Origin of the sequence: Amycolatopsis iheyensis (assembly GCF_024703995.1) — a bacterium.
GTDB lineage: Bacteria > Actinomycetota > Actinomycetes > Mycobacteriales > Pseudonocardiaceae > Amycolatopsis > Amycolatopsis iheyensis.
The window spans coordinates 91,891-113,583 of record NZ_JAMXQV010000029.1 but is presented as its reverse complement, the minus strand read 5'-3'; the positions used below and the strand labels follow the sequence as shown (position 1 = coordinate 113,583).

Annotated in this window: 23 protein-coding genes; 11 read left to right on the top strand and 12 right to left on the bottom strand. The window is 71.7% G+C overall.

Annotated features, from left to right (window positions below):
* Positions 1 to 18: 18 nt before the first annotated feature.
* Positions 19 to 633: a TetR family transcriptional regulator gene (locus tag M8542_RS40160; RefSeq protein WP_257925615.1), complete on the top strand. Its 615-nt coding sequence runs from the start codon at positions 19 to 21 to the stop codon at positions 631 to 633.
* 4 nt (positions 634 to 637) lie between these two features.
* On the opposite strand, the gene M8542_RS40155 is transcribed toward M8542_RS40160, so the two are convergent.
* From M8542_RS40155 to M8542_RS40145, 3 genes are all read right to left on the bottom strand, one after another.
* A complete protein-coding gene (locus M8542_RS40155) occupies positions 638 to 1,714 on the bottom strand; it encodes an alpha/beta hydrolase (protein ID WP_257925614.1) in 1,077 nt (358 codons plus the stop codon).
* 61 nt (positions 1,715 to 1,775) lie between these two features.
* Complete coding sequence (locus M8542_RS40150; RefSeq protein WP_257925613.1) at positions 1,776 to 2,846, bottom strand: DmpA family aminopeptidase; 1,071 nt, start codon at positions 2,844 to 2,846, stop codon at positions 1,776 to 1,778.
* Positions 2,843 to 3,445 carry a TetR/AcrR family transcriptional regulator gene (locus M8542_RS40145; RefSeq protein ID WP_257925612.1) on the bottom strand — a complete coding sequence of 201 codons (603 nt, stop codon included), beginning with the start codon at positions 3,443 to 3,445 and terminating at the stop codon, positions 2,843 to 2,845. Before M8542_RS40145 ends, M8542_RS40150 begins: the two co-directional genes overlap by 4 nt.
* 120 nt (positions 3,446 to 3,565) lie before the next feature.
* On the opposite strand from M8542_RS40145, the gene M8542_RS40140 reads away from it, so the two are divergent.
* Positions 3,566 to 4,942, top strand: a complete 1,377-nt coding sequence (locus M8542_RS40140) for an APC family permease (RefSeq protein WP_257925611.1) — start codon at positions 3,566 to 3,568, stop codon at positions 4,940 to 4,942.
* A 47-nt stretch (positions 4,943 to 4,989) separates the two neighbouring features.
* Here the strand turns inward: M8542_RS40140 and M8542_RS40135 are convergent, their stop codons facing one another.
* The 4 genes from M8542_RS40135 to M8542_RS40120 all read right to left on the bottom strand — a co-directional run bounded on the left by M8542_RS40135 (position 4,990) and on the right by M8542_RS40120 (position 8,047).
* A complete protein-coding gene (locus M8542_RS40135) occupies positions 4,990 to 5,538 on the bottom strand; it encodes a snapalysin family zinc-dependent metalloprotease (protein ID WP_257925610.1) in 549 nt (182 codons plus the stop codon).
* Between the two features lie 122 nt (positions 5,539 to 5,660).
* Positions 5,661 to 6,230: a TetR/AcrR family transcriptional regulator gene (locus tag M8542_RS40130; RefSeq protein WP_257925609.1), complete on the bottom strand. Its 570-nt coding sequence runs from the start codon at positions 6,228 to 6,230 to the stop codon at positions 5,661 to 5,663.
* A 2-nt stretch (positions 6,231 to 6,232) separates the two neighbouring features.
* Complete coding sequence (locus M8542_RS40125) at positions 6,233 to 7,720, bottom strand: MFS transporter (RefSeq protein ID WP_257925608.1); 1,488 nt, start codon at positions 7,718 to 7,720, stop codon at positions 6,233 to 6,235.
* Between the two features lie 72 nt (positions 7,721 to 7,792).
* Positions 7,793 to 8,047 carry a hypothetical protein gene (locus M8542_RS40120; protein WP_257925607.1) on the bottom strand — a complete coding sequence of 85 codons (255 nt, stop codon included), beginning with the start codon at positions 8,045 to 8,047 and terminating at the stop codon, positions 7,793 to 7,795.
* A gap of 262 nt (positions 8,048 to 8,309) precedes the next feature.
* Between M8542_RS40120 and M8542_RS40115 the strand changes: the two genes are divergently transcribed.
* Positions 8,310 to 8,540: a hypothetical protein gene (locus M8542_RS40115; protein ID WP_257925606.1), complete on the top strand. Its 231-nt coding sequence runs from the start codon at positions 8,310 to 8,312 to the stop codon at positions 8,538 to 8,540.
* A gap of 12 nt (positions 8,541 to 8,552) precedes the next feature.
* Here M8542_RS40115 and M8542_RS40110 read toward each other — a convergent pair whose 3' ends face one another.
* The gene (locus M8542_RS40110) at positions 8,553 to 9,728 is read right to left on the bottom strand and encodes an ROK family transcriptional regulator (RefSeq protein ID WP_257925647.1); all 1,176 of its coding nucleotides are present in this window, start codon (positions 9,726 to 9,728) and stop codon (positions 8,553 to 8,555) included.
* A gap of 137 nt (positions 9,729 to 9,865) precedes the next feature.
* On the opposite strand from M8542_RS40110, the gene M8542_RS40105 reads away from it, so the two are divergent.
* The 3 genes from M8542_RS40105 to M8542_RS40095 are packed head-to-tail and all read left to right on the top strand — an operon-like array spanning position 9,866 to position 15,002.
* A complete protein-coding gene (locus tag M8542_RS40105) occupies positions 9,866 to 11,293 on the top strand; it encodes an APC family permease (RefSeq protein ID WP_257925605.1) in 1,428 nt (475 codons plus the stop codon).
* Positions 11,290 to 14,115: a glycosyl hydrolase 2 galactose-binding domain-containing protein gene (locus M8542_RS40100; protein ID WP_257925604.1), complete on the top strand. Its 2,826-nt coding sequence runs from the start codon at positions 11,290 to 11,292 to the stop codon at positions 14,113 to 14,115. The genes M8542_RS40105 and M8542_RS40100 overlap by 4 nt, the downstream gene beginning before the upstream one ends.
* Positions 14,112 to 15,002 carry an ROK family protein gene (locus M8542_RS40095; protein ID WP_257925603.1) on the top strand — a complete coding sequence of 297 codons (891 nt, stop codon included), beginning with the start codon at positions 14,112 to 14,114 and terminating at the stop codon, positions 15,000 to 15,002. Before M8542_RS40100 ends, M8542_RS40095 begins: the two co-directional genes overlap by 4 nt.
* A 47-nt stretch (positions 15,003 to 15,049) precedes the next feature.
* On the opposite strand, the gene M8542_RS40090 is transcribed toward M8542_RS40095, so the two are convergent.
* Positions 15,050 to 15,391, bottom strand: coding sequence for a DUF4279 domain-containing protein (locus M8542_RS40090; protein ID WP_257925602.1), 342 nt, complete (start codon positions 15,389 to 15,391; stop codon positions 15,050 to 15,052).
* A gap of 1 nt (position 15,392) precedes the next feature.
* Positions 15,393 to 16,598, bottom strand: a complete 1,206-nt coding sequence (locus M8542_RS40085) for an MFS transporter (RefSeq protein ID WP_257925601.1) — start codon at positions 16,596 to 16,598, stop codon at positions 15,393 to 15,395.
* A 177-nt stretch (positions 16,599 to 16,775) separates the two neighbouring features.
* Between M8542_RS40085 and M8542_RS40080 the strand changes: the two genes are divergently transcribed.
* Both M8542_RS40080 and M8542_RS40075 read left to right on the top strand, forming a co-directional pair.
* On the top strand, positions 16,776 to 17,060 hold the full coding sequence (locus M8542_RS40080; RefSeq protein ID WP_257925600.1) for a hypothetical protein: 285 nt from the start codon (positions 16,776 to 16,778) through the stop codon (positions 17,058 to 17,060).
* 11 nt (positions 17,061 to 17,071) lie between these two features.
* Entirely contained in the window at positions 17,072 to 17,542 is a 471-nt protein-coding gene (locus M8542_RS40075; RefSeq protein WP_257925599.1) for a hypothetical protein, read from the top strand.
* 19 nt (positions 17,543 to 17,561) lie between these two features.
* Here M8542_RS40075 and M8542_RS40070 read toward each other — a convergent pair whose 3' ends face one another.
* Positions 17,562 to 18,557, bottom strand: a complete 996-nt coding sequence (locus M8542_RS40070) for a LacI family DNA-binding transcriptional regulator (protein ID WP_257925598.1) — start codon at positions 18,555 to 18,557, stop codon at positions 17,562 to 17,564.
* Positions 18,558 to 18,670: 113 nt separating this feature from the next.
* Between M8542_RS40070 and M8542_RS40065 the strand changes: the two genes are divergently transcribed.
* From M8542_RS40065 to M8542_RS40055, 3 genes are read left to right on the top strand one after another with little or no spacing between them, the layout of a single operon-like run.
* Complete coding sequence (locus M8542_RS40065) at positions 18,671 to 19,213, top strand: NADPH-dependent FMN reductase (RefSeq protein ID WP_257925597.1); 543 nt, start codon at positions 18,671 to 18,673, stop codon at positions 19,211 to 19,213.
* Between the two features lie 11 nt (positions 19,214 to 19,224).
* Entirely contained in the window at positions 19,225 to 20,202 is a 978-nt protein-coding gene (locus M8542_RS40060; RefSeq protein ID WP_257925596.1) for an ATP-binding cassette domain-containing protein, read from the top strand.
* Positions 20,199 to 21,044, top strand: a complete 846-nt coding sequence (locus M8542_RS40055) for an ABC transporter permease (RefSeq protein WP_257925595.1) — start codon at positions 20,199 to 20,201, stop codon at positions 21,042 to 21,044. Before M8542_RS40060 ends, M8542_RS40055 begins: the two co-directional genes overlap by 4 nt.
* On the opposite strand, the gene M8542_RS40050 is transcribed toward M8542_RS40055, so the two are convergent.
* Positions 20,971 to 21,678: an 8-oxoguanine DNA glycosylase OGG fold protein gene (locus M8542_RS40050; protein WP_257925594.1), complete on the bottom strand. Its 708-nt coding sequence runs from the start codon at positions 21,676 to 21,678 to the stop codon at positions 20,971 to 20,973. The genes M8542_RS40055 and M8542_RS40050 overlap by 74 nt on opposite strands.
* Between the last annotated feature and the right edge of the window lie 15 nt (positions 21,679 to 21,693).

The window sequence follows — 21,693 nt, the reverse complement described above, 5'->3', positions numbered from 1 at the left end:
GTTCAGGTTTGGAGACGCATGCCGGACCCCCAGCGACTGCGGCGCGTGCCGCGGCAAGCGCGGTCCCGGCAGAAGCTCGCCCAGGTCCTGGCGGCCGCCGACCGGCTGCTCGCGGCGGAGGGCGTCGAGGCGCTGACCACCACCCGGGTCGCCGCCGAGGCCGGGATCTCCGTGGGGACGCTGTACCAGTACCTGCCCGACCGCGACGCGATCACCGAGGCGCTGGCCGAGGGCTACCTCGCCCGGCTGGAAGCGCTGATGGACACCTTCGCCGAGCGGGCGGCGGCCGAGACCTGGGACGACCCCGTCGGCCTGCTCGTCGACGCCTTCGCCGGCCTCTACCGTGCCGAACCCGGGTTCCGTGCCCTGTGGTTCGGCCGGGGTCTGACCGAGGGGACGCGCCAAGCCGACCTCGCGCACAAGCGCGTGATGGCCACCGGCGTGCGCCGGATCCTGGTGGCGCAACGGCTCCTGCGTGACGACGACGCGGCCGACGTCGCCTGCCGCACCGCGTTCCTCGCCGCCGACGCGGTGATCCAGGAGGCGTTCCGGGCGGAACCCGACGGTGCGGCGGGACTGCTCGACCAGCTCAAGGCGATGCTGCGGGCCTACCTCGACCGCTTGCCGCGCTGACCGACTACCTTCGCAGGTACCGGCCGAAGAACTCGCTGAGCTGCGCGCGTTGCGCGGCGACGCTGTGGCGGGCGGCCACGGTGCCGATGAGCGGCGCGAGCGCCGCCGGGTCGAGGCCGAGGCGGGGGAGGAGCGCCTGGTAGTCGGTGTAGCTGAAGTGCTCGCCGTCCGGGAGGCGGAACTCGCGGACCGGGCCACGCTGGTGGCGCAGGAACTCCTGCCACGAACCGTCGGACGCCGCGCTGTGGTCGCCCGCGCTCAGCAGCAGGAACGGCCGGTCGAGGCCTTCGTTCGCGACGCGGCCATAGTCGCGGGTGGACTGGCTGTAGGCCATGCTGCCGTCGAGGTCGGCGCCGGCGTCGACGCGCCGGTCGGTCAGCATCGTCTCGCCGGTGGTGAACCCGCCGCCGGAGTGGCCGAACATGCCGACCCGGGTCAGGTCGAGGGACAGCCCGGCCGGCAGCGGCCGGGTTTCCAGCTCGTCGAGGACGAACCGGGTGTCGGCCACCCGGGTGGCGATCAGCAGCTTCCCGTCGGTCCCCGGCGGCAGTACCCGCCGTTCGACGCGGCCGCCGGGGAACTCCACCGCGGCCGGCTCGTGGGTGTGGTCGATGGCCACCGTCACGTAGCCCTCGCTGGAGAGCTGCTCCAGCTGCGCGGTGCCGACCGAGCGCGGGTACTTGGCGCTGGGCGAGTAGAGCACGACCGGCCGCCGTCCCCCGGCCGCGGGCGCGCCGGTGCGGGAGTGCGTCGGGAAGGTGTAGTCGAGCCGGTCGGCGGGGATGCCGAGCACGCCGGCATCTTCTTCGGCGACGACCTTCGCGGCGCCGGGCTGCAAGTACGGCGCGGCGGGGCCGCCACCCGGGCGGGCCGGGTACCGGACCGTCACCATCAGCTCGCGGGTCGTGCCCGCGACCCACGGGTCCGGGCGGCCGTGGTCGACCAGGTGCAGGTCGACGCGGCCGACGGCGTACGGACCGGTCGGGGCGGGCAGGGCGAGCCGGGGTGCAGCGGCGGTGGCGGCCACGGCCGAGGACGTGAGGAGGACGCCGGTGACCCCGGCGACGAGTACGTTTCGCATCGTTTGACCGTATTGCCGCACCGGCGCCCCGCCATCGGGATGATCACCGATTTCGTCCCGGTCAGGGACGGCCGAGCCAGTGCTCCCTCGGCAGGGCGGGCGCGCGGTGGCCGCGGTGGCCGGTCATCTCGCGACCGGCGACGAGGGCGTTGAGCACCGCCTCTTCGACGACCTGGACCACGGCCTCGAAGAACGGGTCGAGCCGGCCCCACGGCACGAACCGCAGGTTTTCGTACTCCGCCTCCGCCGTGCGGGGGAACGTGCTCGTCAGCGCGCCCGGGTTCGCGGTGCTGAACGCGAGGAACAGGTCGCCGGAGAAGTGCGAGCCCGTCGTCCCGGTCCGGGCCAGGCCCAGCGGGACGCGCCGGGCGAGCGCCGTGCACTGGCCCGGCAGCAGCGGCGCGTCCGTCCCGACCACGACGATCACCGAGCCCGCGCCGGCCGGCGCGGCCGCCCACTCCTCCATCGGGTTGTCCGCCGCCAGCGACAGCCCGGCCGGCGAGCCGGCGACCGTCAGCTCCCGGCGGCTGCCGAAGTTCGCCTGCACCAGCGCGCCCACCGTGTACTCGTCCGCGCCGTGGGGGACGACCCGGGACGCCGTGCCGGTGCCGCCCTTGAAGCCGTAGCAGGTCATCCCGGTGCCGCCGCCGACCGAACCCTCCTCGACCGCGCCGCCGCGGGCGGCGTCGATCGCCGCCGCCGCGTGTCCACTGTGGATCGTCGGGGCGTTGATGTCGTTGAGGTAGCCGTCCCAGGTCTCGGCGACCACCGGCAGCAGCCACTCGGCCGCGACGTCCGGGCGCTCGCGCACCACCCAGTCGATCACGCCGCGGTGGCACGCGCCGACGGCGTGGGTGTTGGTGATCAGCACCGGCAGCGTCAGCGACCCGGTTTCGGCGAGCCACGCCGAGCCGGTCATCTCGCCGTTGCCGTTGAGGGAGAACGTCCCCGCCGCGCACGGCACGGCGAAGCCTTCGCGCCCACGGGGGAGGACCGCGGTGACACCGGTGCGCACCGACTCGCCTTCGATGAGCGTCGTGTAGCCGACTTCGACCCCGGCGACGTCGGTGAGCGTGTTGTGCGTGCCGGGCCGGCCGGGCAGCGCGATGCCCAGGTCGCGGGCGCGGGTCATGACGGTTCCTCCAGGGTGCAGGCGGTGCGGGCGTAGGACAGGAGCATCGCTTCGGCGGTTTCCCGCTGGAGCGTCGGCACGGCCTGGGTGAGGTGCAGGCCGTAGCCGTCTTCGAGCGCGACGAGGTTCCGCGCGATCGCCACGGCGTCGGCGGTCAGGGTGAACTCGCCGGTCGCCGCGCCGGCTTCGAGGATCCCGGTGTAGATGCCGACCTGGCGCTCGTAGAGCGCGATGTGGCGGGCGGCGTACACCGGGTCGCGGCGGGCGATCGTGCCGAGTTCGTAGAGCAGGACGCACAGTTCGTCGTCCGGGCCGGTGGGCAGGCCGCTGCGGATGGTCGCGAGGAGCCGCTCGCGCGGGGTGCCGCCGCGGGCGGCCTGCTCGCGGTGGGTGCAGAACCGTTCGACGGCTTCGTGCTGCACCTCCTGCAGCAGGTCGGCGAGGGTGGGGAAGTAGTAGAGCACCGAGCCCGACGACAGACCCGCGCCGTCGGCGATGTCCCGCAGCCGCAGGTTGAGGACGCCGCGCTCGACGACGGCGCGCCGTGCCACCGCGATCAGCTCGGCCCGGCGCTCGGGTGCCCTGCTCGGTCGTGCCATGCGGCTCATTCTTCGAACGATCATCGAAAAAAGCAAGGGCTTGACTTGTCGGCTGAGAGCGCCTTTGATCCGTGGTCACTCGGTTTTTCGAAGGAGCTTCAGAGAACTGGAGGCCCGGTCGTGACCACTCCTGCGCTGCGCCGCGGACTGCGCACCCTCGGCACCCTGCTCATCACGCTCTCGGCGATCAGTCCCGCGTCGTCGGTGTTCATCATCGCGCCGGGGGTGCTCACCGGCGCCGGGACGGGCGCGTTCCTGAGCTTCGCGGCGGCGGCCGTCGTCGGCGTGTTCATGGCGTTCGTCTACGCGGAGCTCGCGTCGGCGTTCCCACTGGCGGGCGGCGAGTACGCGATCGTCACGCGCACGCTCGGCCGGCTGCCCGGGTTCGCCGTGCTGGGCCTGATGATCATCACGCAGGTGCTGATCGTCGCGGTGATCGCGCTCGGCGTCGGGACGTACCTGGGGGTGCTGTGGCCGGGCCTGCCCGGGCCGACGGTCGCCGCCGCGACGTGCGTGCTGGCGGCCGTGGTCGGGGTGTTCGACATCAAGCTGAACGCCTGGGTGACCGGGATCTTCCTGGCGATCGAGATCCTCGCGCTGGTCGTGGTCAGCGCGCTCGGCCTGCTGCACCCGGCGCGCCCGTTCACCGACCTGGTGGCCCACCCGGTGGCGGCCGACGGCGGGCCCGCCACGGTCGGCGCCATCGCGATCGCGATGGCCGTCGCGATGTTCGCCTACAACGGCTACGGCTCGGCGGTGTACTTCGGCGAGGAGACGCACGACGCGCCCCGCGGCATCGCCCGCGCGATCCTGCTGGCGCTCGCCATCACGGTGGTCGCCGAGCTCGTCCCGGTGACGGCGGTGCTGCTGGGCGCGCCCGATCTCGGTCAGCTGTTCGGCGCGGAGAACATGCTGTCCGCGTTCATCTCCGCCCGCGGCGGCAGCACGCTCGACACGGTGATCAGCCTGGCGGTGGCGCTCGCGATCATGAACGCGGTGCTGGCGATCGTGCTGATCAGCTCCCGGCTGGTGTTCAGCAGCGGCCGCGACCGCGCGTGGCCGGGCGCGGTCAACCGCGCGCTGGCGGCGGTGCACCCGCGCTTCGGCACGCCGTGGGTGGCCACGGTCGGCACCGGCGTGGTGGCGGCGCTGCTGTGCTACGTCGACCCGCAGGTGCTGCTGGTGGTGACGAGCACGTCGATCGTGGCGGTGTACGCGGCCCTGTGCCTCGGCGCGATCAACGGCCGCCGCACGGGCGCGACGGCCCACGCGCGGTACCGGATGCCGTGGTTCCCCGTCGCACCGGTGCTGGCCCTGGCGGTGCTGGTGTTCGTGGTGTACCAGAACGTGCTGGACCCGCTGGTGGGCCGCCCGAGCCTGATCGTCACGGCGGGCATCGTGGTCCTGGCGACGGTCTACTACGTGCTGGTGCTGCGCCGCCGGGGTGGCTGGCGGATCGCCGAAGACGTCGCCGCCGAGGAACCCGCCCGCGACTGAGCACACGAGTGTGGCCCGGACCGCGGTCCGGGCCACACTCGGTGGGGTCAGAAGCCGTAGATCGTTTCGACGGCTCGCTGCTGGTTCGCCACGAGGCCGTTGGCCCACAGCGAGTTCACCCGGCTGCGCTCGGCCGCGTTCGGCACCGCGTTGGTGCACGACGGGCCGGGGCCGCCGCCCGACATCAGTTCCGAGCACGGGCCCGAGTAGTGGTCCGGCAGCCCGAGGGCGTGGCCGGTCTCGTGCGCCGCGATGCGGGTCGGGTTGTACTGGCGGGCCTGGGTGTAGTCGATGAAGATGGTGCCGCTGCCGTGCCCGTTGGTCGAGGCGTAGGACCCGCGCGGGTCGTTGCCTTCGGTGTAGCGCAGGCTGGCGCCGGAGTTGCGCTCGACCAGTCTGACGTTGGTCACGCTGCGGTTCCAGTTGGCGGCACCGGCGTTGATGACCGAGCGGAACGACGGCGCGCTGGCGGTGCTGTAGTACACCGTCGTGACGGCCGCTTCCTGCTGCGTGGCGGCCGACGCGGTGCCCGCGGCGAGCGGCGTCACGGTGAGGGCCAGCGCAACTGCGCCGGCCAGGGCGAACTTCCTCGACATCGGAAGACTCCTCGTGGGGACGGGGATTTGCCGGAATTGCGCGCGCTGTCGAGAATTTACCGGCTGTTCGCCTGCCCCGGAGCCGACTTCCGTAGGGCCGTGGCAATGGTGATTTACCAACACTATCTACGGGTTGACAAGTCCCGCGTCATGTCCAGTAACTGCCGCTCCAGCTGTTTCGCCGCCTTCACGTCGATGCCGACGCCCCACACCGGGGCCATGCTGGCGCCGTCGGCCGCGGCGACGACGAGGGTGACCACGTGGTCCGGGAGGCCGTCGTCGCGCAGGTCGGTGTCCCAGCGTTCGGCGTCCGCGCGGGCGATCGCCGCGATCTCGGGGATGGCGATCAGCTGGGCGATCAGCGCGATCGCCTCGCGGACGGCGACCTCGTCCTGGGAGGTGTCGAGCGACGCCCGGACGTACGCGCGGGTCAGCCGGCCCGGCGCGGTGTCGGCCGGGTCGAGCGCCGCCAGGACGTCCGCGCGGAAGCGGTCGAGGATGTCCTGGGCGAGCGTGCGCACCAGCGCGTCCTTGGCCGGGAAGTGGTACAGCAGACCGCCTTTCGACACCCCGGCCGCCTTGGCGATGTCGTCGAGCGACGCCGAGATCCCGCGGGTGCGGACGACCTGTCCGGCGGCGTCGAGCAGGGCCCGGCGCGTTTCTTCCGGGCCACGACCGGCTTTGCGAGGCATCGTCAGTCCTTTCCGGACGGAATCGTACGCCAGGCGATCACCGCGGCGACGGCGGTGACGGCCGCCGCCGCGACCGACGTCACCTGCATGGCGCCGGTGAACGCCTCGCGGGCGGTCTGCGCCAGGCCCGAGCCCGGGTCGAGGACCGCCGCCGCGCCGGCGAGGGAGTCCCGCACCTCGCCGGGGACGTCCGCGGGCAGGAACGCCCGGTACACCAGCGTGACCAGCGACCCGAGGATCGCGATGCCGAGCGCCGCGCCGAGCTCGTAGGCGGTTTCGGAGATCGCCGACGCCGAGCCGGCCTTGTCCCGCGGCACCGCCGAGAGCACCGAGTCGACGGTCAGCGTCAGCGCGAGCCCGACGCCGAGGCCGACGGGCAGCAGGGCCAGGCCCAGCCAGCCGTAGTGCGACGCGCGTTCGGCGAGCGCGACCATCAGCAGCCCCAGCGCGGTCACCCCGAGGCCGGCGGCGACGGCGCGGCCCCGGCCGAGCCGCGTGACGACCACGCCGACCGCGGCGACGACCACGATCGAGGCCAGGGTGGCCGGCATCTCCGCCAGCCCGGCTTCCAGCGGACCGAACCCGCGGACGAGCTGCAAGTACTGGGAGAAGAAGAACAGCAGCCCCATCAGCGCGAAGACCGAGACGAAGTTCGCCAGGACGGCGCCGCTGAACGCGCCGTGGCGGAACAGCGTCACGTCGATCAGCGGGTTCGCCGCGCGTCGCTGCCGGCGGATGAACGCCGTCCCGGCGAGCAGCCCGGCCGCGGCCGCGAGGACGACCGGCACGTCGATCCCCGAGCCGACCGCGTGCTTGACGGCGTAGACCAGCGGCACGATCGCGGCCATCGACAGGCCGGCCGACAGGAGGTCGAAGCGCCCCGGGTGCGGGTCGCGGGACTCCGGCAGCAGCAGCGCGCCGGCGATCAGGAAGCCGACGACGATCGGCACGTTGATGAGGAACACCGAGCCCCACCAGTAGTGCTCGAGCAGGACACCGCCGACGAGCGGGCCGAGCGCGATGCCGCCGCCGGAGCCGGCCGACCAGATCGCGATGGCGCGGGTGCGCTCACGCGGGTCCGCGAACAGGGTGCGGATGATCGACAGCGTCGAAGGCATGATCGTCGCCGCGGCGACGCCCAGCAGCAGCCGCGCGAAGATGAGCACGCCCGCGGTGGGGGAGAAGGCGGCCAGCACCGAGGCGAGCCCGAACGCGGCCGTGCCGATGAGCAGGACGCGCTTGCGGCCGAAGCGGTCGGCGAGGTTGCCCGCGGTGACCAGCAGGCCGGCCAGCGCGAGCGAGTAGATGTCACCGATCCAGAGGATCTCGGTGGCGCTGGGCGCGAGCTCCCGCGTCAGCGACGGGACGGCCAGGTAGAGCACGGTGCCGTCGACCGCGAGCAGGAGCACGGCGCCGACGAGCACACCCAGCGCGGCCCAGCGGCGCCGGTGGCTCAACGGCTCGGTGGAGGTGGTCAGGCTCGTCGTCATGCCTCTTACTATACCGTCTGGACGGTACAGTAACGCGAGCGAACTCGGTCACAGTGGTTTTCGCCCGGTTGTCTATCGCTGAGTGGGCTCGGCGGCCAGCTCTTCGGCGAGGATCAGGTTGACGTGCACGGCCGCGTGGCCGAGGACGCGCCGAGCCGCGGCGAGGGCGGTGAAGGCCACCAGCACGCTCGTGCCGACGAGCAGGCCGCCGACGGTGTCGCCGGGGATCACAGCCGCGATGGACGCGGCGACGAGGACCGGCGGCCACCAGCGGGAGGGGAGGGCGTGGCGCGAGCGCCTCACGCGCTGCTGCCGATGCAGGGCCATCGCCGCCTCCCGATCGCCGTCGTTGGGTGGTCCTGCATCATGACTGACCGGATCGTCCGGGTTACCGGGTATTCGCGTTCCGTACACGATCGCGCAAAATCACCTCCGAACGGCCCAATCGACCCGCCGATCGTGTGCGGGCAGTGGTCCGCCATCCGGCTCCGCATCACCGCATCGGCGCTCGATCCGCGGCCGGGAGAGTGTTAAACCGAGCACGATCACGTCGTCGCCGTGCCGCCTAAGATGGACGGCGGAGGTGGGCATGACGGCGGAAGAGCTGGTCATCGAGTTCGCCTTGACGCGCCTCGACCACCCGGACCTGGACCTCGAGGAGCTGGCGGCGCTGGTCGTGCGCCGCGGCGGACCGGAGCGGGTGCTGGAGTTCGCCTCGCGCAACCTGGAGGAGCGCGGTGAGCTGCGCGGCGCGGCCTTCCCGACGGCGGTGGAGCACGTGCTGCGGGTGGTGCTGACGCTGCGCGGCCCTTCGGACTGACTCGCGCCCGCGCTACCCGGCCGCGCCGGCCGCCCGGCTCAGGCCGCGCCGGTCGAACACCAGCTCGCGGGCCGTGCCCAGCGCCGTCGCGATCGCGCCCGCCAGCACCGCGTCCTCGCCCAGCTGGCCCGCCACGATGTCCGGCACCACCGGGATCGTCGCCGCCAACGCCTTCCGCATCGGCTCCGCCAGCAGGTCCGCGTTGCCGCCGATGCCACCGCCGAGCACGATCAGGCGCGGGTCGAGCACCGCCGTCACCGCCGACACGACGTACGCGAGCTTCTCGGCTTCGTCCTCGACCACCCGCAGCGCCAGCGCGTCGCCCGCGCGGGCCAGCCGGAACACGTCCTTCGCCGAGCGTGCCTTCGCCAGTCCCAGCGAGCGGGCCGCTTCGAGCACCGCCTGGCCCGCCGCCACCGTCTCGACCGGGCCCGGGCGCCGGGCCGGCGCGCCGTCCGGGAGCGGGCCGTACGGGAGGTCGGCGATCTCGCCCGCCGCGCCGTGGGCGCCGCGGAACAGGCGGCCGTCGACCAGCAGGCCCATGCCGATGCCGGTGCCGACCGTCAGGCACACCAGCACGTCCACCCCGAGCGCGGCGCCGAGGGCGTGCTCGCCGACCGCGCACAGGTTCGCGTCGTTCTCCACCACGACGTCGGAGCCGCCGGCCGCGAGAGTCGCGACGAGCTCGTGCAGCAGCCCGCGCCGCTCCCAGCCCGGCAGGTTCGGCGCGCGGTGCACCGTCCCGCTCGCCGGGTCGGGGACGCCCGGCGTGCCCACCACCGTCGCGACGACTTCGTGCGGGTCCAGCCCGGCCGAAGTCACCGCGCGTTCGACGGATTCGCTTACGGTGCGCACCAAAGCGCTCGCGGAGCGGCACCGGTTCGGCTCGTCGAGCCGGGTGACGATGCTGCCTTCCAGGTCGGCGACGGCGATCCGGATCACGCGTCGCCCGATGTCGACGCCCACGACGTGTCCCGCGTCCGGCGCCGCCTGGTAGACGACCGCCGCGCGGCCCGGTCCGGTCAGGCTGCGGCCGGTGGTTCGGACCAATCCGTGCTGCTCGAGATCGAGGAGTGCCTGTCCCACCGTGGGTTTCGACAACCCGGTGTCGACGGCGATCTGCGGCCGTGTCGCCTCACCTCGCGTGCGCAACCGGTCCAGCACCAGGCGCTGGTTCAGCGCCCGCATGCTCGCCGGGGTTCCGACCTGCGGCCCGTTTCGTCCCACGAATCCTCCTGTGTTGCCGCAAGTTTATCCACGGAACTCTTTCGACTCCGCTCGTTCTATGTTAAGAAACTTTACTAACTACTAGACGGAGGCACGTCGTGAGTTCACCCACTCGTTCAGGGGAGCCCGGACCGGCCCTTGAACGCAAGATCGGCCCGCTGCAGGCCACCGCGATCAACATGACCCAGATGTGCGGTATCGGCCCGTTCGTCACGATCCCCGCCATGGTCGCCACCATGGGCGGCCCGCAGGCGATGTTCGGCTGGATCATCGGGGCGATCGTCGCGCTGGCCGACGGGCTCATCTGGGCCGAACTCGGCGCCGCGATGCCGGGCGCCGGCGGCACCTACCTGTACCTGCGCGAAGCGTTCCAGTACCGCACCGGGCGGCTGATGCCGTTCCTGTTCGTCTGGAGCGCGGTGCTGTTCATCCCGCTGATCATGTCCACCGGCATCATCGGCCTCGTCCAGTACCTCGGCTACCTGATCCCCGGCGTGACCGACGACGCCGGCACCACGCCGCTGGGCAAGATCATCGGTGTCGGCATCACGCTCGTCATCGTGGCCGCGCTGTTCCGCAAGATCGGCCAGATCGGCAAGCTCACGACCGTGCTGTTCGTGGTCATGCTGATCGCGGTGCTCACCACGATCGTCGCGGCGTTCTCGCACTTCAGTGGCGCGCAGGCGTTCGCGTTCACGCCCGGCGCGTTCAGCTCGGCCGGTGAGGGCACGTTCTGGGGCGGCCTCGGCGCCGGCCTGATCATCGCGATCTACGACTACCTCGGCTACAACACGACGGCCTACCTCGGCGGCGAAGTGCAGAAGCCGGGCCGGACGATCCCGCGGTCGATCCTCTTCTCGATCCTCGGCATCATGAGCCTCTACTTCCTGCTCCAGGTCGGCGTCCTCGGCTCGATCCCGCTGGACGAGCTGAAGAACGCCACCTCCGTCGCCTCCAGCGTGCTCGAGCAGGCGTGGGGCACGGCGACGGCGAAGGTCGTCACCGTCTTCATCGTCGTCGCGGCCATCGGCTCGGTGTTCGCCGGCCTGCTGGGCGGCTCACGCGTGCCGTTCGAAGCCGCGCGGGACAAGGTGTTCCTGCCGATGTTCGGCAAGCTGCACCCGAAGCTGAACCTGCCGACCGCCGGCGTGCTCACCATGGGCGCCATCACCATCATCGGCTCGCTGTTCACGCTGACCGACGTCATCAACGCCGCCGTCGCGACGCTCGTCATCATCCAGTCGCTGGCGCAGGTCGCGGCGATCGTGACGCTGCGCCGCCGTCAGCCGCACCTCAAGCGGCCCTACAAGCAGTGGCTGTACCCGGTGCCGACGCTGCTCGCGCTGGTCGGCTGGGTCTACATCTACGTCTCCGCGACCTGGCTCTCGATCGGGCTGTCGCTGGGCTGGATCGCCGTCGGCGCGATCGCGTACCTCGTCTACGCCAAGGCCGAGCGCACCTGGCCGTTCGGACCCAAGGAAATCAAAGAGGCCTTCGCCGCCGACCCGGAAGGGGCTCAGGCATGACCCGGAAACTCGTGGCGGCCGCCGCGCTGCTGCTCATCCCCGGTGTGCTCAGCGTCGCCGGGCCCGCCGTCGCGCAGGAAGCACAGGAAGCGCAAACCGCCCGGCCGCACGGCTTCAGCACGATCGGCGCCCAGGGCTGGCAGGTCCTGACCACCGCGAACGTCAAGGACGGCGGTGAGAAGGTCTCCACGCCCGGGTACGCCACGCGCGGCTGGCTGCCGGTCAAGCCGGACGACGCCGGCGCGCCGGGCACCGAGATCAACGCGCTGGTGCAGAACGGCAAGTGCCCGAACGTCTTCTACTCCGACAACATGCGCAAGTGCTTCGGGTACGTCGACAAGCTCGGCCCGGTCGTCACGAAGCCGTTCTCCGACCCGTGGTGGTACCGCGCCGACTTCACCCCCGACATCAAGGCCGGCCAGCACGCGAAGCTGACCATTCCCGGCATCGTCGGTGAGGGCGACGTCTGGGTGAACGGCAAGCTCGTCGCCACCAAGGACGTCGTGAGCGGCGCGTTCGCCGGGCACACGTTCGACGTCTCGAAGCTGGTCAAGCCGGGCAAGAACACCCTGGCGATCAAGGTCTACCCCAACGACCCGACGAAGATGTACACGCTCGACCAGGTCGACTGGGGCCAGATCCCGCCGGACAACAACACCGGCATCCAGTTCCCGCCGACCCTGCAGGTGTCCGACGCGCTCACCGGCGACAACGCGCACGTCGTGCAGGACAACGCGGCCGACCTGGCCAGCTCGAAGCTGACGGTGAAGGTCGACGTCACCAACAACGCGCCCGCGCCGCAGACCGGCGACGTCGCCGCGACGATCACCTCGCCGTCGGGGGCGCCGACCGTCATCCACCAGCGCGTGACGATCCCGGCGAACACCAAGCAGACCGTGACCTTCGCACCGGTCAAGATCAACCGGCCGCAGGTCTGGTGGCCCTACTCGATGGGTGACCAGCCGCTCTACACGCTGAGCACCGCGGTCTCGCAGGGCGGCGTGCTTTCGACGTCGTCGAAGAACACCTTCGGCATCCGCACGGTGACCTCGCGCCTGGTCGGCAAGTCCGCGCCGCTGCCCGAGGGCGCGCGGCAGTTCACGATCAACGGCAAGGACTTCGTGTTCCGCGGCGGCGGCTTCGCGCCGGACCTGTTCCTGCGCTACGACTCCGCCGACACCGCGCACCAGATCGCGCTGATCAAGAACATGGGCCTGTCCGGCGTCCGGCTCGAGGGCCACGACATGCCGCAGGACTTCTACGACCAGGCCGACCGCGCCGGGCTGCTCGTCATCGGCGGGTTCCTCTGCTGTGACGCCTGGCAGCCCGAGGACGCCTCGACACTGACCGAGCGCGACTACCGGATCATGCACGACTCGGCCTACACGATCGCGCAGATGGAGCGGAGCCATCCGAGCGTCTTCAACTATGGCTGGAGCGACAACGAGCCGGTGCCGCGCCAGGAGTCCGAGACGCTGAAGGCGTTCAAGGAAGCCGACTTCCAGGTGCCGGTGATCGCGTCGGCGGAGTACAAGAGCACGCCGACGCTCGGCCAGTCGGGCGAGAAGGAAGGCCCGTACGACTGGGTGCCGCCGGCCTACTGGTACGACACGTCGCACTTCGACGCCGACGACTCCTCGCGGACCAACGCGGGTGGCTCCTGGGGCTTCGCGAGCGAGCAGAGCGCCGGGCACACCGTGCCGACGCTGGACTCGATCAAGCGCTTCCTCTCGCCGGCCGAGCAGGCGAAGCTGTGGCAGGACCCGGCGTACAACCAGTACCACGCCAACTTCGAGCCGGACCACGGCGGCTACGCGTTCGGCACGCTGTACACGCTGGACCAGTCGATCACCCAGCGGTACGGGAAGTGGAGCTCGCTGAAGTCCTATGTGGACCTCGCGAACATCGCGAACTACGAGAACACCCGCTCGCAGTTCGAAGCCTTCCTGCACCATTCGACGGACCAGGCCAACCCGGCGACCGGCGTCGTCTACTGGCAGCTCAACAAGGGCTGGCCGACGCTGCTGTGGTCGCTCTACAACGACGACGGCGACCAGGCGGGCGCGTTCTTCGGCGCCAAGAAGGCGAACAAGCCGCTGCACGCGATCTACGGCTACGACAACGGTTCGGTGACCCTCGACAACCTCGGCGCGGGCACGCAGTCCGGGCTTTCGGTGCAGGCGCGGGTGATCGACACCGCGGGCAAGGTGCTCGACGACCAGACCGCAGGCGGGATCTCGCTGGGTTCGCAGGGCGTTCGCACGGGCGTCCTGAAGCCGAAGGTGCCGGCCGAGACCAAGGCGCCGGCTCCCGCGAAGGTCTACTTCGTCGAGCTGCAGGTGAAGCAGGGCGGGAAGGTCGTCGACCGCAACGTCTACTGGCTCTCGACGCAGAAGGACGTCGTCGACTGGGGCAAGACGCTGGGCAACCCGCAGGCGACGCTGTCGCAGTACAGCAACCTGCAGGCCCTGCAGAGCCTGCCGAAGTCGCAGGTCAGCGCGGTGGCGTCGACGCGGGCGCACGGCGGTGACCTGGTCACCACGGTGACCGTGACCAACACCTCGAAGACACCGGGAGCGGCGTTCTTCCTGCGGGCCGACGTCCGGCGCGGGACGCCGGACGGGCGCGAAGGGCCGGGGGACAACCAGCTCGCCAACGCGACCTGGAACGACAACGACATCACGCTGTGGCCGGGCCAGTCCCAGACGCTGACCGTCACCTACAAGGCGGCCGACCTGCGCGGCGCGGCGCCGGTGATCAGCGTCGACGGGTTCAACACCGGCCGGATCGTGGTCCGGGGGACAGGAGGGGCTGCGGAGTGAGCGGCAAACCAATTCTCGGGATCGACTTCGGCGGCACGAAGGTGGCGCTGGGGCTCGCCGGCCACGACGGCGCCCTGCTGGCCACGCGCCGGCTGGACACCGACGCGCAGGCGGGGGCCGAGCAGGTGGTGGTGCGGGCGCTGGCCGGGGCCCGGTCCCTGCTGGCCGAGGCCGGCGCGTCGCCCGTCGCCATCGGTGTCGTCAGCCCGGGAATCGTGCTGCCGGAGGAGATCCTGCTGGCCCCGAACGTGCCGGGCTGGGAACAGCTGCACCTGGCGGAGCTGGTGGCCGCGGAGTTCCCGGACGTGCCGATCGCGGTCGGCACGGACGCGAAGGCCGCGGCGCTGGCGGAATGGCGGTGGGGCGCGCTGGCCGGCGCCGACCCGGCGGTGTTCCTGTCGCTGGGCACCGGCATCGCGGCGGCGGTGCTGGTCGGCGGCCGGTTGCTGACCGGCGCCAACGGAGCTGCGGGCGAGATCGGGTACAACCTGCTCTCGCCGCAGGACACCGAGGGTTTCGCGAGCGGAGCGGCGCCGCTCGAGGAAGCCGTCGGTGGGCGTGGGCTGGGCGGCCGGGCGAGTGCTCTGCTCGGCCGTCCGGTCACCGCGGGGGAGCTGTTCGCCATGGCCAAGGAGAACGTCGAGGCGAAGGAGCTGGTCACGGCGGCGCTCGACGAGCTGTCGATGCACGTGGCCAACCTGGCGATCGCCTTGGACCCACAGCGCATCGCGGTCGGCGGCGGGCTGGTCCGGTCGGCGGACGTGCTGCTCCCGGCACTGGCCGACCGCCTCGCGCACGCGGTGCCGTTCCCGCCGGAGCTGGTCTCGGCCCGGTTCGACCAGGACGCGGCGCTGCTCGGCGCGGTGGCCCTGGCGCTGGGCGAGTAGCCGTCCGGGTGGCGAGCCGGTGCCCCGACCCGGCCCGCCACCCGGCTTCAGTCGCGTTCGTCGCCGCAGACGTCGAGCAGCAGCTCGCCGGGCAGCGTGAGCAGCCGTCCGAGCAGGCGGCGGTCGAGTTCGACGGCGTGCTCGGTGGCGTGCGAGGCGACCAGGCAGAACCAGTCGGCGGGGTGGCCGGCCTCGGCGAGCTCCCACAGCGCGGCCCGGTGGGGCTCGAGGACGTCGAGCAGCCGGGTCAGGTGTACGGCCAGTTCGCTGTCCGACGGTGGCGAAGTAAGGCACCACAGGGAGTCCGTCGCGGTGCTCGGGCGGACACCGAGGCGGCGGGTCACCTCGGCCGGGGGGCCGTGCAGCCGGAACGTCGCCGCGGTGCGCACGTCAGGCCCGCGCCATGGCGAGCTCGGTGCGGCGGAAGGCCGCGGGGGAGAGCTGGAACCAGACCAGCACCGCGCTGAGGGCCTGGATCGCCGCCACCACCAGCCAGACGCCCCGCAGGCTCCAGTGCGCCGCGATCAGGCCGCCGGTCAGCGCGCCGAGCGGGGTCAGGCCCCAGGCGAGCGCGCGGTGGCTGGTCAGCACGCGGCCCAGCAGCGGGGCCGGGGTGAAGCGCTGGCGGCTGGACTGCGAGCAGACGTTCCAGACCAGCACCGTCGAGGTCAGGAAGACCAGCACGACGCCGATCAGCGGCGGCCACGGCGGCAGCACGGCCAGCAGCAGCGGCGCCACCGCGCCGAGGCCCTGCGAGCCGCGCATCGACCACGAGTACCCGAAGCGGTCGACGATCTTCTGCACCACGAAGGAAGAGGCCACCCAGCCGACCGCGAGGCAGGCGAGCAGCAGGCCGTACCCGACCGAGCCGACATGCAGGATCTGCGTCGCGTACAGCACGAGCATCGAGTTGCTCGCGCTGGCCGCGAACGACCCGAGCGCGACGTTGATGGTGATCGACCGCAGCAGCGGCGTCCGGACCAGGTGCGTGAGCCCGGCCGAGAGGTCCCGCAGCGGGTGGGTCCGCGCGAGGGTCCTCGACTCGGACGGGATGCGCCGCGCCATGAGGAGCGCGGCCAGCGCGCAGGCGGCCGCCAGCCACGCGGGCGCGCCGGCGCCGGCGATGATCAGGAACCCGGTCAGCGGCGGCACGACGAACTGCACGACACCCCGGTCGATCACGGTGAGCCGCGCATTGGCGTGGGCGAGCCGATCCGGCTCGACGACCTCGGGCACGAGCGCCCCGCTGGCGCCGTCCCCGAGCACCTGCGCGGAGGTGACGACGAACGCGACGACGAGCAGCACGGGCAGGCTCAGCAACCCGGCCACCCCGACGGCGCCGAGCACGAGCGCGGCCCCGACCTGCACGGCGTAGGCCCAGGCGAGCACGGTGGTCCGCCGCACCCGGTCGATGAGCACGCCGGCGAAGAGGGAGAGCAGCAGCCACGGCGCCTGCCCGGCGATGTTGACGAGCGAGATCTCCCGCGGATCGGTGGTGAGCGAGACGGCAAGCAGCGGAAGCGCGGCGAGCATCAGCCCTTCGGCAGCGGAACCGGACACCGCGACGGCCTGCAGCCGCACCCATCGGTCGGTCAAGACAGCAGCCCCATGGTCGACAGTCTCGCACGGGCCGCCAACCGATTTATCTCGCCTTGTCTGGCCGCCGGCCGTCTCGGCCGCTCCGCGGTCGCGCAACGATTCGATCGCCGCTGTAGCACCGACCGGAGGCGAACCGACTACCGCCCTGAACAACCGAAGGCAATGGAGGTGTCCATGCAGCGAGTCAGCTGGCCGACCGCGATCGTCGTACTCGGTTTCCTGGGCCTGGTCGGAGTGATGTTCTGGCGGGCCAGCGGCGACCTGTCACACTTCGACGCCGTCTGGAGTGCGGCTGGTCCGATCGTCGGGATCGTCGTCGGAGCGATTCCCGGCGCCATTTTCGGCGTTTCGGCGCACGGCGCGCAACGGCGGGCCCAGGCGAGGGCGGAGCTGTACGCGACCCGGGTGCCGCCGGAGGAGTCGGGAGACATCGACGACAGGGCCCTCGGCCTCATGTAGGGAGTGCGAAGGTGGGATCTCTGCTCATCGGAATCGCGGGCGCGGTCGCCGCCGCGTTGGTGACGGGTCTGCTCACGTACTTCGTGACGGCTTGGAAAGTGCGCCATGAACTGCACGTCGAGTACGACCGAGGTCTGCGCTCCCAGCGGCTCAAGGCGTACGCGGAACTGTGGTCCTGGACACAGTCGTTCTCCCGCTATCGGCCGACCGCGGTGACCGGTGACGGGGCGGCCGAACTGATCGATCGGCTCACCGACTGGTATTTCCAGGGCGGCGGGATGTATTTGTCGGCGGCGGCTCGCGAGAAGTACTTCGCCTTCATGAATTCGCTGAAGAAGGCGGCCGAGCGAACCGGCTCCGACGGGGCGCTCGGCACGGTCGACTTCAGGGTATTGCAGAGGCGCACCAGTGAGCTGCGCACGCAGATCACCAAGGACGTCGGAACGCGCGAGCCACCGCTCTACCCGCGACTGGCCGGGTAGACCGCGCGACTCGCCGAGGCTAGCGGCGCACCCGGGTCGACTCGCGGACGACCAGTTCCGGGGTGAACACCACCGCCTGGCGCTCCGCCGTCGTCTCCGCCGTTTCCGCCAGCAGCAGCTCCGCCGCCGTGCGGCCGAGGCGTTGCGCCGGCTGGCGGACCGACGTCAGCGGGACCGCCGCCGCGCCCGCGAACTCGATGTCGTCGTAGCCGATGATCGCCATCTCGTCCGGCACCCGGACGCCCGCGCCCACCATCGCCTGCAGCACGCCCAGCGCCAGCAGGTCGTTCGCGCAGAACACCGCCGTGGGGCGGGGGCTCATGCCGAGCAGGCGCGCGCCGGCGTCGCGGCCGGACGTGACGTCCAGGCCGATCGCCTCCAGCACCGTCAGCTCCGCCGACGAGCCCGTCAGCGCCGAGCGGACGCCCTGCTCGCGGTCGCGGCACTGGGCGAGGATCGCCGGCCCGTTGACGAACGCGATCCGGTGGTGGCCGGTCTCCAGCAGGTGGCGGCCGGCCAGCGCGCCGCCCGCGATGTCGTCCACCGCCACCGAACTCGCCTCCGACGTCGGCGCCTTCCGGTCGACGAAGACGTACGGCGTGCCGCTGCGCCGGAACGCGCGCAGGGCCTCGCCGGAGGTCGCGACCGGGCTCAGCAGCACGCCGCGGACCCGCTGCTCAGCGAACATCGCGAGGTAGGACGCTTCGAGGTCGGACCGCTGGCCGCTGTTGCAGGTGATGATGTTGAGGCCCTCGGCGTGCGCGGCCTGTTCGGCGCCGCGCGCGACGTCGACGAAGAACGGGTTGCCGAGGTCGAGCACCAGCAGTCCCATGATCCGGCTGCGGCCGGCGCGCAGCTGCCGCGCGGACTCGTCGCGGACGTACCCCAGCTCCTCGATCACCGACAGCACCCGGTTCCGGGTGGCCGCGGCGACCACGTGCGGCCGGTTGACCACATTGGACACCGTGCCGATCGAAACGCCTGCCCGCTTCGCCACGTCCTTGATGCCGACCAACGCACCCCCTCGCCGAGAAAGCGTGAGCCTACCACGCGGATGAAACGTTTCAGCCAGATTCGATCTGGCGGCGCATCTCGCGCCTTCCCGGTAGCAGGCGAGAGGAGACCGGAATGGACAGTGGGCCGCCGCTGCGGGTGGTGGTGCTGATCGGCAGCACCCGCGAAGGCCGCGCCGGCGCGCGCGTGGGCCGGTGGTTCACGGCCACGGCGGCCCGGCGGGCGGGGCTCGACCTCGACCCGGTCGACCTCGCCGAGGCGGAGCTCCCGGCGGCGTACCCGGCGGCGCCGACGCCGGGGCTGACCCGGTTCCGGGAGCGCGTCGCCCGGGCGGAGGCGTACGTCGTCGTCACGCCCGAGTACAACCGCAGCTTTCCCGGCCCGCTCAAGCAGGCGATCGACTTCGCCTACGACGAGTGGCGCGCGAAGCCGGTCGGCTTCGTCTCCTACGGCTACCGCGCCCGCGGCCGCCACGCCGTCGCGCAGCTGCGGGAGGTCTTCCTGGAGCTGCACGCCGTGACGATGCGCGACGCGGTGGCCCTCGACCTGCTCGCCCCGTCGTTCGAAGACGAGTGCGTCCCGGCCCTGCTCGACGAACTCACCTGGTGGGGGCTCGCGCTGCGCGACGCCCGCCGGGCCCGTCCCTACTGCGCGTGAAAGGACCGCAGATGAACTCACCCGCGATCGAAACCACCGGCCTCGTCAAGGTTTTCGGCGACACCCGGGCCGTCGACGGGGTCGACCTCGTGGTGCCGGCCGGCACCGTCTACGGCGTCCTCGGCCCCAACGGCGCCGGCAAGACCACGACCGTCCGCATGCTCGCCACCCTGCTGCGCCCGGACGACGGCGAGGCGCGAGTGTTCGGCCGCGACGTCGTCCGCGAGGCCGACGCCGTGCGCGGCCGGGTCAGCCTCACCGGGCAGTACGCGTCGGTGGACGAAGACCTGACCGGTGCGGAAAACCTGGTGCTGCTGGGAAGGTTGCTTGGCCACACCCGGCCCGCGGCGCGCGAGCGGGCCGCGCAGCTGCTCGCGGCGTTCGGCCTGACCGAGGCCGCCGACAAGCAGGTCAAGCACTACTCCGGCGGCATGCGGCGGCGGCTCGACATCACCGCGAGCATCCTCAACACGCCGGACCTGCTGTTCCTCGACGAGCCGACGACCGGGCTGGATCCGCGCAGCCGCAACCAGGTCTGGGACATCGTGCGCGCGATCGTCGCGCAGGGCACGACCGTGCTGCTGACCACGCAGTACCTCGACGAGGCCGATCAGCTGGCGTCGCGGATCGCGGTGATCGACCACGGCCGCGTGATCGCCGAGGGCACGCAAGGGGAGCTGAAGGCGTCGGTCGGCGCGGGCGCGATCCACCTACGTCTGCGCGATGCCGCGCAGCGCGAGGCCGCGGAAGCCGTGCTGTCCCGGGCGGTCGACGCGGCGATCCAGCACGAGCCCGACCCGGTGGCGCTGACTGCGAGGCTCACCGCCGCGGCGGGCGAGGCGGCGGCCGCGGAGCAGTCCGCCCGAGCGTTGGCCGAGCTGGCGGCCGCCGGCATCACCGTCGACAGTTTCGCACTCGGCCAGCCCAGCCTCGACGAGGTGTTCCTGGCCCTGACCGACCACACCGCGAGCGGAGAGGAAGCAGCGTGAGCGCCACCGCAGTCAAGGAAACCGAACTCGCCGCACCGAAGCCGGAAGACCTGGCGGCCGTGCTGGTCGCCACCCGGCGGCCGCCGCGCCCGGGCGCGCTCTCGACGTCGCTGACCTTCGGCTGGCGCGCGGTGCTGAAGATCAAGCACGTGCCGGAGCAGCTGTTCGACGTGACGGCGTTCCCGATCATGATGACACTGATGTTCACGTACCTCTTCGGCGGCGCGCTGGCCGGCTCGCCGGGGGAGTACCTGCAGTTCTTCCTGCCGGGCATCCTCGCGAGCAGCGTCGTGATGATCACGATGTACACGGGGATAGCGGTGAACACGGACATCGAGAAGGGCGTGTTCGACCGCTTCCGGACGCTCCCGATCTGGCGCCCGTCGGCGATGGTGGGCTACCTCCTGGGCGACGTGCTCCGGTACCTGATCGCGTCGGTGGTGATCATGGTGGTGGGCCTGGTGCTGGGCTTCCGCCCGGGCGGCGGGTTCCCGGGGGTGGCCGCGGGGGTGGCGCTGCTGCTGGTGTTCTCGTTCGCGTTTTCGTGGGTGTGGACGATGTTCGGGCTGCTGCTGCGGAGCGAGAAGTCGGTGATGGGGGTGAGCATGATGGTGATCTTCCCGCTGACGTTCCTGTCGAACATCTACGTCAGCCCGGCGACGATGCCGGGCTGGTTGCGGGTGTTCGTGGACATCAACCCGATCTCCCACCTGGTGACCGGCGTGCGGTCCATGATGGCGGGGTCGTGGGACGTGCCGGCGGTGCTGATCACGCTGGGCGCGTCGGTGCTGCTGGTGGCAGTGTTCGGGACGTTGACCATGCGGCTCTACAACCGGAAGTGAAGAGGGTGAGTTCGAGTTCGTCGGCTGCGTGGCCGGCGGTCGTGGCCCAGCGGGCGAGCAGGGTGCAGTACCGCTCGTAGGTCACGGCCGGCCAAGGCCCGGCGCGGTGGAGTGATTCCCAGCCGCAGTGGTCGCGCAGCGCGGTCGCGACCACGCGGTCGAGGATGAGGCACGGGTGGTCCGGGTCGCCGCCGCCTGCGAAGTACAAGAACTTCGTGAAGAAGGAGGGGCCGAACGCACGGAACCTGTTCCGCTGCCCCGGGCGCAGGAGGTCGAAGGCGTATGCCGGATCCCGGCGCGAGGCTTCCGCGGCTTCGGTCAGGACAGCTTCCGCGCCGTGGACATCGGCCTTGATGCTGTCCAGGCGCCGCGCGTTCAGCCGTAGGTGCGAGCCGGAGCCCCACGCCAAGGTACGCCACAGCAGGGTGAACACGTCGTCGGCCGGCGCCCACACTTCGGCGCGCGTCAGGCACGGCCCGGCCGGACGCTCGCCGGGAAGGCCCCGCCGGTCCAGTTCCGTGCGCCACCACTTCGCCTGGATGCCGATGCGGTGCTCCTCGACCGACTGCCGGCGAGGAGCTGTGGGAACCGCCCACTCCGGGAGCGTCAAGGGGGCCAGATCGGTCATCGTCATGACAAGAGGGTCGGC